A 16,120-nucleotide genomic window follows, 5' to 3' on the forward strand; every position below is an offset into this window, starting at 1 on the left:
CGTCGTCTCCTTGACCGCATCTCCGAGATGTGGCGGACCTCCCTGCAGGTTCGCGTACTCGGGATGATCTTCGCCGCCGCGGCGATCGTCATGGGAATCCTGGGTGGTGTCCTCGTTTCCGTGGTCACCTCCCAGCTCGTCGATGCCAAACTCGAGGTGGCTACCTCGGAGATCGAGCGGGCGCGGGTCGCGGTGGAGCAGCAAATCGATGCCACTGGCACGTCGAATACTTTGCAGGTGAGAATTAACTCGGCGCGGGCGTCGCTGACGCAGCGCAGCGCCCAGCCGGGCGAGTCCGCGACGGCATATGAGCCGGTCATTGTGGTCACGGATCAAAACGGCACGACCACGACCTCCCCTTCGGGCTACCGCATTCCGGAGAAGCTCCGCCGCTTCGTCTCCGAGGGGCAGGTGTCCTACCAATTCGCCGACATCGACCGGGCGGACGGGTCGAGCTACAACGCCTTGGTCATCGGTACCCCGACCAACACGGATATCCCCAACCTGCAGGTCTACCTCGTACTCTCCGCGGAGTCGGATGAATCGACCCTGGCGATGATGCGCGGTCTGCTTTCCGCCGCGGGCGTCGTGGTCGTGGTCCTGCTCGTCGGTATCGCCTGGTTAGCCACCCAGCAGGTGACCGCCCCGGTGCGTTCGGCCTCAAGAATCGCGCAGCGCTTGGCTGCGGGGCATCTGCGGGAGCGGATGATCGTTGACGGCGAGGACGAAGTGGCCCGCCTGGCGCTCAGCTTCAACGACATGGCGGAGAAGCTGTCCAAACAGATCCACCAGCTTGAGGAATACGGAAATCTCCAACGCCAGTTCACCTCCGACGTTTCCCATGAGCTGCGCACTCCGCTGACCACCGTGCGCATGGCCGCGGACATGATCGCCTCCGATCCGGAGAACCTCGAGCCCCACACCCGGCGCGCCTCTGAACTGATGATCCGCGAGCTCGATCGCTTCGAGGAGCTCCTCGCCGATCTGTTGGAAATCTCCCGCTACGATGCCGGCATGGCAGACCTCTCCGAGGCGCGTATCGACGCCCGCTCGTGCATCAACGCCGCCTGGGAATCCGTCGAGCACCTGGCCAACAAGCTCGATATCGTGGTCAACTTCGACATTCCCGAGGAGCCGATCTACATCACCGCCGATTCCCGCCGCATCGAGCGCGTTCTGCGCAACCTTTTCGCCAATGCCATCGACCACTCCGAAGGCAATCCCATCGACGTGAAACTGGCAGCCAATGACGAAGCCATCGCCATCACCGTCTCGGACCACGGTGTCGGCTTGAAGCCAGGGCAGGAGGAGCTGGTGTTCAATCGCTTCTGGCGGGCCGATGCTTCGAGGCGCCGACACTCCGGCGGCACTGGACTCGGCCTCGCCATCGCACGGGAGGATGTCGCCCTGCACGGCGGTCAACTCGACGCCGTGGGCAACTACGGCGTGGGATCGCAGTTCCGCGTCAGCCTGCCCCGCGAGCCAGGCGTGCCCTACGCCGAAAGCCCCTTGGAATTGGAGGCACCGGTCGCATGATGTCTTTCCGCACGTCCCGTACTCTGCTGGCCGCCGTTTCTTGTGCGGTCCTCGTGGCCGGCTGCACGACTTTGCCCTCCAACACTGAACCTCAAGCACTTCGCTCTTTCGAGGTGCCAACTGAATCCGCCACCAACCGGGGTCCGGAACCAGGACGCGAGCCCGACCTTTTGCTCCGCGATTTTTATACCTCCTCCGCGCAGCCCACTCAGGACTATTTCGCCGCCCGCTCCTATCTCATGCCCGAGACCGCCGAGCAATGGAATCCCCAGGAATCACTGCTGGTGGTTGACCGCATCGACCTCAATACTCAGCCGGGGTCCACGTCGGAGCGGCGTTCATTTAGCGTGCGCGGCGCGGTCATCGGCCGGATCGCCACTGGAGGTTCCTATGAGCCGGAAAACGGCGTGTATGAGGCGACCATCGAGATGGCCCGCAATTCCGCCGGTGAATGGAGGATTAGCTCCCTACCCGCTGGCATTGTCCTCGAGCGTACCGAGATGCGCAATCAATTCCAGCCGCAGCAAGTCTACTTCTTCGAGCCCACCAACCAGGCCCTCGTGATGGATCGCCGATGGATCTACAGCGGCCACGAGTCCCTCGACGCGGTGCTGATTTCCCTCATCATGGAGGGGCCCTCGCGCCTGCTGGCCCCGGCGGTGAATAATGACTTGCCCGCAGAGGCTACCTTCGCGGGAACCAACGACGGCATTTACCAGTTCACAGGCTTTACCGGCATGGATGCTGATGCCCGTCTCCGCTTCGCCGCCCAGTTGGTATGGACACTGGCCAGTGCGAACGTCCCCGAACCTTATGCAGTTCAGGTGGATGGTGCACCGATCGTTCCGGGCTACGGCGAGCTCACTACTGATGACTTTGCCAAGTTCAATCCCCAGGTCACCAACGTGGCCAACACGCCCTTGTTCGCTCTCACCGACGGCGTCGTACACCGGGTCTCCGCCACGACCGTCACGCCCGTGGAAGGAGATCTGGGCAACTTGGGTGGCATTACCTCGGTGGACATCATCACCGAGGGGGCGGCGGCAGCTGTGCGTACCATCGGCAACGAATCGGAGCTCTACGTCGGCGACCTAGATGGAAACCTTGATCCGGTGCTCAAGGCCGACACCATCTCCCGCCCAACCTTCGAGCTTGATCCTTCCGCGCTGTGGGCAGTCATTGATGGCCGCACGGTCGAGCGCATCGTCATTTCCGGGGTCGTGGGTGGGGTGTCCCGCTCGGAGGTGGATATCAGTGCTTTGGACGCCATGGGCGGAGATATTTCCGTCCTGCGTTTGTCTCGCATTGGCGCCCGCGTCGCGATGATCGTCGACGGCCGTGTCTATGCCGGAGTGGTCAGTCGCCCGGGGCCCGGCCAGCGGCGCGTGGTCAACGTCCACGAACTGGCGCCCCAGCTGGGTGCCACGGCGCTATCCCTGGACTGGCAGCCCGACGGCTCGCTCATCGTCGGTACCTCGACTCCTGAGACTCCGATCTGGCGGGTCGAACAGGATGGATCTGCGGCGACTTCCCTGCCCTCTGGCAACATCACTGCGCCCGTCGTGGCGGTGGCGGCATCGTCGACGACGATCTACCTCACCGATGCCCTCGCGGTGCGGCAGATGCCCACATCCGGCAGTGATAGCGCTTTCTGGCGCGAGGTCGCCGGCCTGCAGGGCGTGCGTTCGGCCCCGGTGATTGCCAACTAGCAGCCATGGAACTGTTCCTGCCCCGGTCGTGCGCAGGCTGCCAGGCCCCCGGCGAGCACTTATGCCCGGAATGTCGGACGCGGCTGCGACAGGTTCCCCGGCGCATCGTCCCGCCCGTTAACCCCCACGTGCCTGTCTGGTCGCTGGGGCCCTATGCCGGTCCCCACCGCGGGGTCGTGTTGGCCATGAAGGAACGCAACAATCGCGCCGTGCGCGACCTCCTCGGCCCGGTGCTCGCTGCCGCGCTCACACATCTACAGGTCCGTGGAGAGCTTATCGACGCCCCCGTCCTCGTCCCCGCACCCACCCGCCCGCGGTCCGCCCGCCTACGCGGCGGGGACCACGTCACGGGGGTATGTCGGGCATCAGGGATGCCCGTTGTTGTGGCTTTATCCCATAGCGCGGGGGTGCAGGACCAAGTGGGCCTTGATGCTCAGCAACGTCGCAGGAATTTGGCAGGTTCACTGGTTCTCCGACAGGTCCCCGTCGGCCCCGTTCTGCTTGTCGACGACGTCGTGACCACGGGTTCTACCCTCGCGGCGAGCGCTGAAACCCTTCTGGCGGCAGGTTGCCAGGTGGCGGGCGCACTCGTGTTGTCGCACGCATAAAACCCCGGGGGCGATGGCCGCTGCTTCGAGACCAGATGTACGATGAGTGTACGAGTTGTCCCACCAACTGTAGGGAGGAAGCAGATGACATCACCTGCTGATCACACCGACATCCTGAGCCCCGAAGCACAGGTCACCATCACCGGCCGCAATGTTGAGGTCCCCGAGCATTTCGCAGAGCGAGTCAATGGAAAGCTCGCCAAGATCGAGCGCCTCGACCCCACGCTGACCTTCTTCCACGTGGAGCTGCAGCATGAGCCGAATCCGCGCCGTGAGTCTGAGTCCGACCGGATTCAGATCACTGCCACCGGCAAGGGGCATATTGCTCGTGCAGAGGCCAAGGAGGACAGCTTCTACGCCGCACTCGAGACCGCTCTGGCGCGGATGGAGCGCTCGCTGCGCAAGGTCAAAGCCCGTCGTTCCATTTCTCGTTCCGGCCACCGCGCGCCCCAGTCCGCTGGCGTCGTCGCCGCCGAGCTGGCCGCTGAGGCCGAGAAGGTCCGGGCAGATCAAGGCAAGTACGACGTGGATCCTTATGCGGATTCCGTTGAAGATGTCGTGCCGGGCCAGGTTGTTCGCTCCAAGGAGCACACCGCCACCCCGATGTCTGTCGACGACGCACTCTCCGAGATGGAGCTCGTTGGACACGACTTCTACCTCTTCATCAACGAGGAGACCCAGCGTCCTTCCGTGGTGTACCGCCGCCACGCTTTCGACTACGGTCTCATCTCCCTGGTTGGCGAGGAAGCCTAGTAGTTAGCTGGCAGCTTCATAGCAGCACCGCCCTTTTCGCACAGGCGAAAAGGGCGGTGCTTTTTCATGGTGAGTACAATGGCACCGACTATTCCAGTTCCACAACAGATTAAGGACGACAGCACGTGTTTGGATTGTCCAAGCTGCTTAGGGCCGGTGAAGGGCGTACCGTCAAGCGTCTGAGCAAGATCGCTGATAGCGTTCTCCAACTCGACGAAGAGTACGCCGCTCTAACCGATGAAGAACTCAAGGCCAAGACCGAGGAATTCAAGTCCCGCCTGGCCGAGGGGGAGGACCTCGATTCCATTCTGTTGGAGGCCTTTGCCACCGTTCGCGAGGCAGCGTGGCGCGTTCTGGGACAGAAGCACTATCACGTCCAGGTGATGGGCGGCGCGGCCCTGCACTTTGGAAACGTCGCCGAGATGAAGACCGGTGAGGGCAAGACCCTTACCTCGGTTCTGCCGGCCTACCTCAACGCCCTAGAGGGCAAGGGTGTCCACATCGTGACGGTCAACGATTACCTCGCGCGCCGCGACGCCGAGATGATGGGCCGTATCCACCGCTTCCTCGGCCTGCAGGTTGGTGTCATTCTCTCGGAGATGCGCCCCGATGAGCGTCGTACTGCTTACAACGCCGACATCACATACGGCACGAACAACGAGCTGGGCTTCGATTACCTGCGTGACAACATGGCGCGAACCCTCGGAGATCTGGTGCAGCGCGGCCACAACTACGCCATCGTCGATGAGGTCGACTCGATCCTCATCGATGAGGCGCGTACCCCGTTGATCATCTCCGGCCCCGTTGACGGCTCCTCGCAATTTTACAACGTCTTTTCCCAGCTAGCTCCGCGCATGCGTGAGGGTATCCACTACGAGGTGGACCACCGCAAGCGCACCGTCGGCGTCCTGGAGGACGGCGTCGCTTATGTGGAGGATCAGCTCGGCATCGACAACCTTTATGCCTCGGAGCACTCTCAGTTGGTCAGTTACCTCACCAACGCCCTCAAGGCCAAGGAGCTGTTCGCGCGCGATAAGGACTACATCGTCCGCAACGGTGAGGTCTTGATCGTGGATGCCTTCACCGGTCGTGTCCTGGCGGGCCGTCGTTACAACGAGGGTATGCACCAGGCCATCGAGGCGAAGGAGGCCGTGGAGATCAAGAACGAGAACCAGACGTTGGCCACCGTTACCCTTCAGAACTACTTCCGCCTCTACGACAAGCTGGCCGGAATGACCGGTACCGCCGAGACCGAAGCCGCCGAGCTTCACCAGATCTACAAGCTCGACGTGGTGGCGATTCCCACCAACCGCGACAACATCCGCGACGACATGACCGACCGCGTGTACAAGACGCAGGAGGCTAAGTTCGCGGCCGTCGCCGACGACATCCAAGAGCGGGTGGCTAACGGCCAGCCGGTCCTCGTTGGTACTACTTCAGTGGAGCGCTCTGAGTACCTCTCGCAGCTGCTGCAAAAGCGCGGCATCGCCCACAAGGTCCTCAACGCCAAGCACCACGAGCAAGAGGGTGAAATCATCGCCCAGGCCGGCCTTCCCGCTGCAGTCACGGTGTCCACCAACATGGCCGGCCGTGGTACAGACATTGTGCTCGGCGGCAACCCGGACGTTATCTGTGACATCAAGCTTCGCGAGCGTGGCCTTGACCCCTTCGAAGACGAAGAGGCCTACCAGGCCGCCTGGGATGAAGAGCTGCCGAAGGTGAAGGCTAAGTCGGCCCGCCTCGGCGACCAGGTCCGCGAATCGGGTGGCCTCTACGTTCTTGGCACTGAGCGCCACGAATCCCGCCGCATCGACAATCAGTTGCGAGGCCGTTCCGCCCGCCAGGGTGACCCCGGTTCCACCCGCTTCTACCTCTCCATGCGCGATGACCTCATGGTCCGTTTCGTCGGCCAGTCCATGGAGAACATGATGAATCGCCTCAACGTCCCCGACGACGTACCGATCGAGGCCAAGATGGTCACCAACTCCATCAAGGGTGCCCAGGCGCAGGTGGAGAACCAAAACTTCGAGATGCGCAAGAACGTCCTCAAGTACGACGAGGTGCTCAACGAACAGCGCAAGGTCATCTACGCCGAGCGCCGCGAGATCCTCGAGTCCAAGGACATCGCCACCAACATTCGGCACATGATCGACGAGACCATCGCCGCCTACGTCGATGGCGCTACCGCCGTCGGCTTCGTGGAGGACTGGGATCTCGATGAACTCTGGAACGCACTCGAGTCCCTCTATGGCCCGACCTTCACCTGGCAGAGCCTCGTCGACGGCACCGAGTATGGCTCCGCCGGTGAAATCACCGCGGAGCAGCTCACCGAGGCACTGACCAAGGACGCCCACAAGCAGTACGACGAGCTGGAAGCCAACGTCGCCGCCATCGGCGGCGAGGCCCAGATGCGCAACATTGAGCGCATGGTCATCCTGCCCGTCATCGATACCAAGTGGCGCGAGCACCTCTACGAGATGGATTACCTCAAGGAGGGCATCGGCCTCCGCGCGATGGCGCAGCGCGATCCGCTGGTCGAGTACCAAAAGGAAGGCGGCGACATGTTCGACGCCATGAAGGACGCCATCCAGGAAGAAACCGTGCGCAACCTCTTCCTGCTGCGCAAGCAGTTTGCCCAGCCAGAGCCGGAAAACGCTGAGGCTTAACCTGCTTTAAGAGCCGTAGGGGTTGCGCACGCCGATGTACTGGAGAGTGGTGTACTCGGCCAGTCCCTCGGCGCCTCCCTCGCGACCCATTCCGGACTGCTTGACTCCGCCGAAGGGGGCGGCGGCGTTGGAGATGACCCCGACGTTGGCTCCCATGAGCCCGAACTCGAGGCCGTCGGACAGCCGCCACAAACGGTCCACGGATTCGGTGTAGACGTACGAAGCGAGGCCGTACTCGGTGTCGTTGGCAATCGCGATGGCCTCCTTTTCCTCGCGGAAGGTAATGATGGGAGCGACGGGGCCAAAGATTTCCTCTTGGGCGACTCGGGCTTCGCGGGGGACGTCGATAAGCACCGTTGGGGTGTAGAAGTACCCGGCCCCCTGGCCGGGAGTACCACCGGTGAGGGCGCGCGCGCCTTGGGCCACGGCGTCGTCGACAAGCTGGGTGATGGACTCGCGGGCACTCTCATCGATGAGAGGACCGCAGGTCACGCCCTCGTCGAGCCCATTGCCGAGGGTGAGTTCGCTGATCCGGCGGGCGAACTTGGTGGAGAACTCCTCCGCGACTGACTCGTGCACGATAAACCGATTCGCGGCCGTGCAAGCCTCACCAATGTTGCGCATTTTGGCGCCCATGGCACCCTCAACGGCCTGATCAATGTCCGCATCCTCGAATACGAGGAAGGGGGCGTTACCGCCCAGCTCCATGGACGTGCGCAGGACGTTATCAGCGGCGGCCTTGAGGAGCGACTTGCCCACGGCGGTGGAGCCGGTGAAAGAGATCTTGCGGAGGCGACGGTCGGCCATAATGGGCTCGGAAATCGCCGAGGCAGAAGAACCCGAGACGACATTGAGCACTCCCGCCGGAAGACCCGCATCAAGCATGGTCTGGGCGAAGTACTGCGAGGTCAGCGGCGTCAGCTTCGCGGGTTTGAGCACCATCGTGCACCCCGCGGCGATCGCCGGAGCAATCTTGCGGGTCGCCATCGCCAGCGGGAAGTTCCACGGAGTAATGAGCAAGCACGGGCCCACTGGCTTGCGGCGCGTGAGCATCTGCAACGTACCTTCCGGGGCAGGGAATGTGCGGCCATAGTCGCGCACCGCCTCCTCGGAGAACCAGCGCAGGTATTCGGTGCCGTAGTTCACTTCGCCGCGCGCCTCCGCGAGGGGCTTGCCCATCTCCAACGTCATGAGGGTCGCGAACTCCTCCTTGCGCTCCTGGACCAAATCGAAACCGCGGCGCAGCAGCTCAGCGCGCTCACGCGGTGCGATGCGTGCCCACTCGTCCTGGACGGCACACGCAGCATCCAGCGCGGCGCGGGCATCGTCCGACGTCGCGGACGCCAACGTCAACAGCACCTCGCCGGTGGCCGGATTTTCAACCGCGAAGGTAGAACCGTCAGAGGAGTCTCGCCACTGCCCGCCGATCAGCAGGCCGGTAGGAACTTTCGCGAGGAGGGCATCGATGGTGGTGTTCATGAAAATCTCCTTGGTGTTGGGCGGGAGGGGTGATCGCCAGGATAGTTCGCCGAAGGGCTGGACAGCACCCGAAAGCTGAGCAGCCGTTGCTTGTCGACGCACCCGGTAAACGCGTAGGCCCGCCCGCCAGCGTGGGCTGTGCCGAAGAGTTCGCCGTCCTCTTGAAGGTGCAGGGCTCCCATCCGTACTGGCTCGGGCCGTTGGCCCGAGCGCTGTCGGGCGGCGATGTGGGTGCGCACGGCCATGCCGAAGCGGTTGGCGTTGAGTTGATTAGCGCGGCGCATGCCGAAGGCGGCTTCCAATGCGACGACGACCAGGGAGGTGGACAGCTGTGTGCTGTCCGTTATGGGGGTGGTGCGAGGTGCGGTAGGGGGGACGTCGATAAGCGGGGCGGAAGGGACCAACACCTTGAGGTGGGTGAGTCCGGGAATGGGTGTCAACATGGGCTTCTGGCTCCTGGTGAGTTCATCAGGGCAGACGCGGCGTGGGCTGGGTACTATTGTGACACGTCAAGCCCGGTTATGGGATATGAAAAGGGAGCTAAAGAGTGCGTGGACTAATCGTCGACTATGTAGGGGTACTGGACGGAGCGGAGGAGGATCAAAAGCGCTGGCGTGACCTGTTCGCTGCGGCGAAGGCCAATGGTGTGGCCACGGCGATCCTCTCCAACGATCCGGGCGGCCCCGGCGCGGAGCACATCCGGGAGTGGGAATTCCGCGGCATTGTTGATGCTGTGCTGCTCTCCGGCGAGATCGGAGCGGAGAAGCCGGAAGAGGCGGCTTTCGCTGCTGCGGCTGCTGCCATCGACCTGCCGATGAATGATTGCGTGCTGGTCGACGATTCGATCCTCAATGTGCGCGGCGCTGTTGAAGCAGGATTGGTGGGGGTGCTCTACCAGGTCTTTGACCGGGCTGTCATTGAGATCTGCTCGATCTTCGATATCGAGGGCGAGTTCTAAGTGCGCGTCTATCTGCCGGCCACTTTCGGCATGCTGGCTGGATTGAATGAGACCGGTACTCTGACGGCTCGGTCCGGGTGGGGGTTCGCCGTCACCCCAGCCTTGGTGGAGTTCTACACCGCAGGAGACGAGGAGGAGATTGCGCATGCTGCCTTCCTCGATGCGGCGGAGGCATCGCTGCGGCTGCTCGCCATCGGCGATGAGGAGACGTTCCCGAACCGTCGGGTGGTCCTGTCCGTTGATATTGATGATTCGGTGGTGGAGATGCAGCCTGATCTGGGCGAGAGCATCGTTAAGCTGCTTCCGCCTCAGGTCACGGTAGATGATCTCGCGGCGATCCACATTGATATCGAGGAGTCGGAGGACGCCACCAGGGCGGCAATTGACGCTATTGATGCCTCGGATCTGGGGGACGTCGACGCTGAGTTGGTGGTGGGCGACGCCCAAGACAATTTCATGGCTTTTTATGACCCGACTGAACTGCCCTTTTTGGTGGAATTGCTCTGACACGCCTCGTGGGTTGTTGGACAGTGTAGTTACGGTCCCGTAGGCTTCGACAACGTAATATTTGTCAGCAAAAGGAGGGGTCGATGTCTACGTCACCCGATGGTCTCGCCGGTGTCCGTGGCGTCTTGCGACGTTTTACAACGCCACTGCTTCCCGACGATTACACCAGCTTGGTCAACCCCTTGTGGTCCAAGCGTGAGCTCCGCGGAAAGATCGAAAGCGTGGAGCGCTTCCCGGATGACACCATCCACCTCGTAATCCGGCCGGGCTGGGGTGTGCCCGTCCACTTCGAGGCCGGGCAGTACATCGGTATCGGTTTGCGCGTGGGAGGTCGTTTCACCTGGCGCAGCTACTCGTTGACCAACTCCCCGGATACCCGCGATGGGCTATTCGCCATCACCGTCCGCGCCGTGGAAAAGGGCAAGTTGTCCAACCACCTCGTTGGTACAGCGCGCCCGGGGATCAATGTTCGCCTCGCGGCCCCCGCCGGTGACTTCCACCTCACCGATCCCATGCCGTCGAAGCTGCTCTTCGTCACCGCTGGTTCCGGGGTGACTCCGGTCATCGCCATGCTGCGATCACTAGAATCCAAGCGCCAGGACGTTGATATCGAGGTCGTTCATTCGGTGCGCAAGCGCGAGGACCTGATCTTTGAAGACGTACTCCAGGACTATGACGCCCATATCCAGGTCACCTCGGAGGATGGCCGCGTGTCCCCGGCGGTGCTGCAGGAGCTGGTGCCGGACTTCGCCGACCGCGTGCTCTACGCCTGCGGTCCGGCCACCATGCTCGACGAGTTGGAGACCTGGGCCGACGAAAACAAAGTGGAAATTCGCGTCGAGCGCTTCACCCTCGACCGTGCCTCCGATGCCAAGGGCGGCAAGATCACCTTCGGCACCCGGGGCGTCACCGTCGAGGCAGACGGGGCCACCACCATCCTCGAGGCCGGTGAAGAGGCCGGCGTCCAGATGCCCTTCGGCTGCCGCATGGGCATCTGCCAGACCTGTGTGCGGGAACTCTCCGACGGATATGTTCTCGACCTGCGCACCGGCCAAACCCACGAACCCGGAACACGCATCCGTACCTGCGTCGGCGTAGCCGCTGGCGACATCACCATCGACGTCTAGGAGCTACCCACATGGCAATCGACAACATCAAGGCCTACTCCCACTTGTCCGATGAGGACATTCTCGAGATTGGTCGTCGCCTCGACGCCATCAAGGAGGAATTCGAGGCCGACCTCGGCGAGCAGGACGTTCGTTACATCAAGACGCTCATCCGCGTGCAGCGCTGGATCGAGATCGCCGGACGCGGCGCCCTGTTCTTCTCCAATCGGAAGCCCTTCTGGATCGCCGGAGTGAGCCTGCTCTCGCTGTCGAAGATCCTGGAGAACCTGGAGATTGGCCACAACGTCATGCACGGCCAGTGGGACTGGATGAATGATCCGGAGATCCACTCCACCACCTGGGAGTGGGATAACGTCTGCCCGTCGTCGCAGTGGATGCACACACACAACTTTGCGCATCACAAGTACACCAACATCCTCGGCATGGATACCGATGTCGGATACGGCGTTTTGCGAGTCACCCGCGACCGCAAGTGGACCCCCATGCACACCTTCCAACCGGTGATTAACTTGACGTTGGCATCGATGTTCCAGTGGGCGGTCGGCTTTTACGACGTCGAGTTGGGCAAGGTCGCCGCCGGACGCGCCGAGTGGAAGGAGATTTCTCCGAAGTTCTGGGAGTCCATGCGCAAGGCCGGGACGCAGGGCCTGCGTGACTACGTCCTCTACCCGGCGTTGACGGGCCCGAACTTCAAGCACACCATCACCGCCAATGCCACCGCCAACTTCGTCCGTTCCGTGTGGGCCTACGCGGTGATCTTCTGTGGTCACTTCCCTGATGAGGCGGAGACTTTTACCAAGGAACAGTGGAAGAACGAGACCCACGAAGAGTGGTACCTGCGCCAGATGCTGGGTTCCGCGAACTTCCATGGCGGCAAGATCCTCACCATCTTGTCCGGCAACCTCAACTACCAGATTGAGCACCACCTCTTCCCGGATATGCCGTCGAACCGTCTTGCGGCAATCGGCGAGCGGGTCCGCGCCATCTGCAATGATTTCGACCTGCCGTACAACACCGATTCTTTCCCGGCGCAGCTGGTCAAGGTGCAAAAGACCCTGCTCAAGCTGACCTTGCCCAACAAGTATTTGGCGGCTGATCGCGACAACGCTCCGGAGGTGCGCTCGAACGTGGCCTTTGCCAAGTACCCCGAGGTCGCCGAGAAGCTGTGGGTCGGGGCGAACGAGGAGGGCCACCGCGCTGGCCTGCGCACCGCCCTGCCGCTGCTGCAGAAGCTGCGCCCCACGGTCAAGGAAGCGATCCTCAACTTCTCCGGGCGCACGCCGGAGTGGCGCAACAAGGTCGCCGTCGAGGCCTAGGCGACAGGGAGTTACATCTCCCAGTCGTTGTTGGTGCGCAATGCCTCAAGCAGCTTGCGCACTGCTTCTCGACGCCGCGCGGAGGCCGAGTCCTCCGCAAACAGGTCGAGCGCGCACTCCGGGTCGGCTGGGGGGCCGAGGTGAGTGCAGCCCCGCGGGCAGTTCTCCGCGGCGGCGGCCAGATCCTCAAAGACGCCAACGACGGTGTCGGCGTCAACGTGAGCCAGGCCAAAGGAGCGGATGCCAGGGGTATCAATGATCCAGCCGTTGCCGTCTGGCAGGCGCAGGGCCACGGATTGGGTAGAGGTGTGGCGACCCTTGCCCACCCCGGATACCACGCCCGTTTCCCGGTGCGCATCAGGAATAAGGCGGTTGACCAGCGTTGACTTGCCGACGCCGGAGTGGCCGATGAAGGCGGTGACGTGGCCGTCGATAAGCTCCTGTACCTCTGTGAGGGGATCGTCGATCCCGGCGGTGACCACCGTGACATCTAAGTCGGTGAACTCGGCAGCGAACTCGCTCGGATCCGCGAGGTCCGACTTGGTCAGGCAGAGGATGGGGTGGAGGTTGCCCACGAAGGCGGCGATGAGGGCGCGCTCGACGAAGCCGGCGCGCGGCGGGGGATCGGCGACCGCGGTGACGATGAGCAGCTGGTCGGCATTGGCGACGACGATGCGCTCATAAGGATCGGTGTCATCGGCGGTGCGGCGCAGCACCGAGGTGCGTTCCTCCAATTTGACGATCCGCGCCAGGGTGTCTTTCCTCCCGGAGGTATCGCCGACGACGCCGACCCGGTCGCCGACCTCAATGGGCGTGCGGCCCAACTCGCGGGCCCGCATGGTGACCACTGGTGCTTCGTGGCCGTCGAGGACGACCCCCCAGCGACCTCGGTCCTTGGTCACCACCATGCCGAACTCTGCGTCCTCGTGCGAGGGGCGGTCCTTGGTGCGCGGCCGGGAGCTTTTCGACGGTCGCACGCGGACGTCGGACTCGTCCCACCTCCGCTTAGCCATGAACCATGTCCGCCCACATGGTCTCGAAACCGGGGAGGGTTTTCGCGGTGGTCTGGATATCCTCGACCTCGACGCCTTCCACCGCCAGGCCAATGATTGCTCCAGCAGTGGCCATGCGGTGATCGGCGTAGGAATGCCACTCACCACCGTGCAAGGGCGCGGGGGTGATGAGCAGGCCGTCGGGCAGCTCCTGGCAGTTCCCGCCTAGCTTATTGATCTCAGTGCTCAGCGCCGCCAGGCGATCGGTCTCGTGTCCGCGCAGGTGCGCGATACCGCTGAGGATCGATGGCTCGGAGGCGAGCGCGGCGAGAGCTGCCACCGTCGGCGTGAGCTCCCCGATATCGGACATATCAAGGTTGACGCCGTGGAGCTGACCCTGCTTCGGCCCGGTGACCTGCAGGTCATACCCGGGGCCCGAGCTGGCAGCCATGAGATCCACCGCGCAGCCCATCCGCTCGAGGATGAGACGAATAGCATCGCCCGGCTGGGTGGTATCCAGGGGCCAATTGCGCACCGTGACGCACCCGCCGGTGACCGCCGCCGCAGCGAGGAAGGGAGTCGCATTGGACAGATCCGGCTCGATAGTCCAGGTCCGACCCTGGATAGGGCCGGGGTGGACATGCCACTCGTTTTCGGATTCATCCACCGTAATGCCCGCCTGGCGCAGCATGGCTACGGTCATTTCGATGTGGGGCAGGCTGGGAAGCTTGGCGCCGACGTGGCGAACCGTGATGCCCTTGGCGAAGCGGGGGGCAGAGAGCAGGAGGCCCGACACGAATTGGGACGACGCCGAGGCGTCGACCTCTACGGTCCCGCCCTCCGGGATGCCCGAGCTTTCGACGGTGAAGGGCAAGGTATCGCCGGTGATGGTTACCCCCAGCGCGCGGAGCGCATCAAGGATCGTGCTCATGGGGCGGGTGCGGGCCTGGACATCTCCATCAAACAGCACGGGCCCGCTGGCCAAGGCGGCAACAGGCGGCACGAAACGCATGACTGTGCCGGCGAGGCCGCATTCGACCTTGGTGCCGTGCAGCCGGGCTGGATCAACGTAGATAACACCGTTGATATCGCGAATAGTAGTGCCCATCGCGCGGAGAGCATCCGCCATGAGAGCGGTATCGCGGGAGTGCAGAGCTCCGTGAATCTCCGAGGGGTAGTCGGCCAGGGCGGCGAGGATGTAGGCACGGTTGGTAATCGATTTGGAGCCGGGGATGTGCTGGGTCCACCGGATCGGTCCGTGAGCGGTCGGCGCGGTCCAGTTGGCAGTCATGTCCTACATAATAGGGGCATGTGCGGACGATTTGTTCTCTTCACCACCGGCGAATCCCTCATCACGCAGGTCGGCGCCCTGCCCGGAGTCGAGGAAGTCTACGCGCCAGAAGGAACCTCCGGGGCGCGCTACAACATCGCCCCCACCCAGGTGGTGCCGCTGGTTCGTCTAAGTGAATCCCTCGCGCAGCTCGATCCCGCCCGCTGGGGCTTGCTGCCCCAATGGAAAAAGGATGACTCCGGCCCACCGCTCTTCAACGCCCGGGGTGAGACCATCGCCGCCAAGCCCAGCTTCCGGGATGCCTTCCGGAACCAGCGAGGCCTGATCCCCATGGATGGCTACTACGAATGGCACGACAGTGGCGAGGGAAAGGTGCCCCACTTGGTCAGTTCCGGCCAGATCATGTGGGCCGCCGCACTGTGGGCAACTGGGGTCAACCAGCTGTCCTCGACGATCGTCACCACCGCGGCTATTGAGCCCCTGGACTGGCTACACGACCGCCTACCCAGGTTGCTTGCGAAAGAGGAGATCGAGCAGTGGACGCACGGCACCCCGGAGCAAGCCGCCGAGCTCCTGCATCCCACCCCCGTGGACTACTTAGCCAACCTCACGGTGCGCCCGGTTGATAAAGCAGTGGGCAACGTCCGCAACGACTACGCGGAACTATTGGGCAGCTAGGTCGACAAAGTTAGCGCCAGTGACCTCGGCGAGGTCACCCGGAGCCAGGCCGATGTCCAGCCCACGGCGACCCCCGGAAACGTAAACGGTGCTGGCGTGGGTGACGGAGGCGTCGATAAGCGTGGGCAGCGCGGTGCGCTGACCGATGGGGGAGATGCCACCTGGAATGTACCCGGAGGAGCGCTGCGCTTTCACCGGATCGGCCATGGTGGCTTTGGGGACGCCGAAGCCAGCGGCGGCCTTTTTCAGCGAGAGTTTCCCGGTCACCGGGACGCAGCACACGCCTAAGCCCGTCCCCGTATCCACGACGAGTGTCTTGAGGATGAGGCCTGGGTCGACATCGAGAGCAGCGGCGGCATGCTCGCCGAAGTGGTCGTGGCCGGCGTCGAAACGCTGCAGCTGATGGGGAATGCTGGCGTCGACGAGGACCTGAACTGCGGCGGTGGGGGCGCTCGCCTTCTTCTTCTTGGCCATGTCTGCCATTATGCACTGCTGCCCTA

At 63.2% G+C, this 16,120-nt stretch carries 15 protein-coding genes; 10 read left to right on the plus strand and 5 right to left on the minus strand.

Annotated features, from left to right (window positions below):
* The first annotated feature begins 27 nt into the window (after positions 1-27).
* The 5 genes from mtrB (at position 28) to secA (ending at position 7,272) form a co-directional block, all read left to right on the plus strand.
* Positions 28-1,536: an MtrAB system histidine kinase MtrB gene (gene mtrB, locus CATRI_RS02995; protein WP_290219591.1), complete on the plus strand. Its 1,509-nt coding sequence runs from the start codon at positions 28-30 to the stop codon at positions 1,534-1,536.
* Positions 1,533-3,245 carry an MtrAB system accessory lipoprotein LpqB gene (lpqB, locus tag CATRI_RS03000; RefSeq protein ID WP_290219592.1) on the plus strand — a complete coding sequence of 571 codons (1,713 nt, stop codon included), beginning with the start codon at positions 1,533-1,535 and terminating at the stop codon, positions 3,243-3,245. The genes mtrB and lpqB overlap by 4 nt, the downstream gene beginning before the upstream one ends.
* A 5-nt stretch (positions 3,246-3,250) precedes the next feature.
* A complete protein-coding gene (locus tag CATRI_RS03005) occupies positions 3,251-3,853 on the plus strand; it encodes a ComF family protein (RefSeq protein ID WP_290219593.1) in 603 nt (200 codons plus the stop codon).
* Between the two features lie 84 nt (positions 3,854-3,937).
* Positions 3,938-4,606, plus strand: coding sequence for a ribosome hibernation-promoting factor, HPF/YfiA family (gene hpf / locus CATRI_RS03010; protein ID WP_290219594.1), 669 nt, complete (start codon positions 3,938-3,940; stop codon positions 4,604-4,606).
* Between the two features lie 125 nt (positions 4,607-4,731).
* Positions 4,732-7,272 carry a preprotein translocase subunit SecA gene (secA, locus tag CATRI_RS03015; RefSeq protein WP_290219596.1) on the plus strand — a complete coding sequence of 847 codons (2,541 nt, stop codon included), beginning with the start codon at positions 4,732-4,734 and terminating at the stop codon, positions 7,270-7,272.
* A 6-nt stretch (positions 7,273-7,278) separates the two neighbouring features.
* On the opposite strand, the gene CATRI_RS03020 is transcribed toward secA, so the two are convergent.
* Positions 7,279-8,751 carry an NAD-dependent succinate-semialdehyde dehydrogenase gene (locus tag CATRI_RS03020; RefSeq protein ID WP_290219598.1) on the minus strand — a complete coding sequence of 491 codons (1,473 nt, stop codon included), beginning with the start codon at positions 8,749-8,751 and terminating at the stop codon, positions 7,279-7,281.
* Entirely contained in the window at positions 8,748-9,194 is a 447-nt protein-coding gene (locus CATRI_RS03025; protein WP_290219600.1) for a hypothetical protein, read from the minus strand. Before CATRI_RS03025 ends, CATRI_RS03020 begins: the two co-directional genes overlap by 4 nt.
* A gap of 104 nt (positions 9,195-9,298) precedes the next feature.
* Here CATRI_RS03025 and CATRI_RS03030 point away from each other — a divergent pair, with 104 nt between their 5' ends.
* The 4 genes from CATRI_RS03030 (at position 9,299) to CATRI_RS03045 (ending at position 12,659) form a co-directional block, all read left to right on the plus strand.
* Positions 9,299-9,709 (plus strand): HAD-IA family hydrolase, encoded by a 411-nt coding sequence (locus CATRI_RS03030; RefSeq protein ID WP_290219601.1) that lies wholly within the window; start codon positions 9,299-9,301, stop codon positions 9,707-9,709.
* Entirely contained in the window at positions 9,710-10,216 is a 507-nt protein-coding gene (locus CATRI_RS03035; RefSeq protein ID WP_290219604.1) for a DUF6912 family protein, read from the plus strand.
* Between the two features lie 83 nt (positions 10,217-10,299).
* Positions 10,300-11,343, plus strand: a complete 1,044-nt coding sequence (locus tag CATRI_RS03040; protein ID WP_290219606.1) for a ferredoxin reductase — start codon at positions 10,300-10,302, stop codon at positions 11,341-11,343.
* A gap of 11 nt (positions 11,344-11,354) precedes the next feature.
* Positions 11,355-12,659 carry a fatty acid desaturase family protein gene (locus CATRI_RS03045; RefSeq protein ID WP_290219608.1) on the plus strand — a complete coding sequence of 435 codons (1,305 nt, stop codon included), beginning with the start codon at positions 11,355-11,357 and terminating at the stop codon, positions 12,657-12,659.
* Between the two features lie 11 nt (positions 12,660-12,670).
* Here CATRI_RS03045 and rsgA read toward each other — a convergent pair whose 3' ends face one another.
* Together rsgA and aroA are read right to left on the minus strand one after the other, a co-directional pair.
* Positions 12,671-13,672 (minus strand): ribosome small subunit-dependent GTPase A, encoded by a 1,002-nt coding sequence (gene rsgA, locus CATRI_RS03050; RefSeq protein ID WP_290219610.1) that lies wholly within the window; start codon positions 13,670-13,672, stop codon positions 12,671-12,673.
* Entirely contained in the window at positions 13,665-14,942 is a 1,278-nt protein-coding gene (aroA, locus tag CATRI_RS03055; protein ID WP_290219612.1) for a 3-phosphoshikimate 1-carboxyvinyltransferase, read from the minus strand. Before aroA ends, rsgA begins: the two co-directional genes overlap by 8 nt.
* Before the next feature lie 18 nt (positions 14,943-14,960).
* Here aroA and CATRI_RS03060 point away from each other — a divergent pair, with 18 nt between their 5' ends.
* A complete protein-coding gene (locus CATRI_RS03060) occupies positions 14,961-15,620 on the plus strand; it encodes an SOS response-associated peptidase (protein ID WP_290219614.1) in 660 nt (219 codons plus the stop codon).
* Here the strand turns inward: CATRI_RS03060 and CATRI_RS03065 are convergent.
* A complete protein-coding gene (locus CATRI_RS03065; protein ID WP_290219615.1) occupies positions 15,606-16,094 on the minus strand; it encodes an aminoacyl-tRNA deacylase in 489 nt (162 codons plus the stop codon). The two genes, CATRI_RS03060 and CATRI_RS03065, sit on opposite strands and share 15 nt — an antisense overlap.
* Between the last annotated feature and the right edge of the window lie 26 nt (positions 16,095-16,120).

It is taken from the genome of Corynebacterium atrinae (assembly GCF_030408455.1).
Lineage (GTDB): Bacteria > Actinomycetota > Actinomycetes > Mycobacteriales > Mycobacteriaceae > Corynebacterium > Corynebacterium atrinae.

Bases quoted from the DNA above. Each gene is read 5' to 3' on its own strand.
- mtrB (WP_290219591.1), top strand. From the start codon at position 28: ATGTGGCGGACCTCCCTGCAGGTTCGCGTACTCGGGATGATCTTCGCC.
- rsgA (WP_290219610.1), bottom strand. From the start codon at position 13,672: ATGGCTAAGCGGAGGTGGGACGAGTCCGACGTCCGCGTGCGACCGTCG.
- CATRI_RS03060 (WP_290219614.1), top strand. From the start codon at position 14,961: ATGTGCGGACGATTTGTTCTCTTCACCACCGGCGAATCCCTCATCACG.
- CATRI_RS03025 (WP_290219600.1), bottom strand. From the start codon at position 9,194: ATGTTGACACCCATTCCCGGACTCACCCACCTCAAGGTGTTGGTCCCT.
- lpqB (WP_290219592.1), top strand. From the start codon at position 1,533: ATGATGTCTTTCCGCACGTCCCGTACTCTGCTGGCCGCCGTTTCTTGT.
- CATRI_RS03040 (WP_290219606.1), top strand. From the start codon at position 10,300: ATGTCTACGTCACCCGATGGTCTCGCCGGTGTCCGTGGCGTCTTGCGA.
- CATRI_RS03005 (WP_290219593.1), top strand. From the start codon at position 3,251: ATGGAACTGTTCCTGCCCCGGTCGTGCGCAGGCTGCCAGGCCCCCGGC.
- CATRI_RS03045 (WP_290219608.1), top strand. From the start codon at position 11,355: ATGGCAATCGACAACATCAAGGCCTACTCCCACTTGTCCGATGAGGAC.
- aroA (WP_290219612.1), bottom strand. From the start codon at position 14,942: ATGACTGCCAACTGGACCGCGCCGACCGCTCACGGACCGATCCGGTGG.
- hpf (WP_290219594.1), top strand. From the start codon at position 3,938: ATGACATCACCTGCTGATCACACCGACATCCTGAGCCCCGAAGCACAG.
- CATRI_RS03065 (WP_290219615.1), bottom strand. From the start codon at position 16,094: ATGGCCAAGAAGAAGAAGGCGAGCGCCCCCACCGCCGCAGTTCAGGTC.
- CATRI_RS03020 (WP_290219598.1), bottom strand. From the start codon at position 8,751: ATGAACACCACCATCGATGCCCTCCTCGCGAAAGTTCCTACCGGCCTG.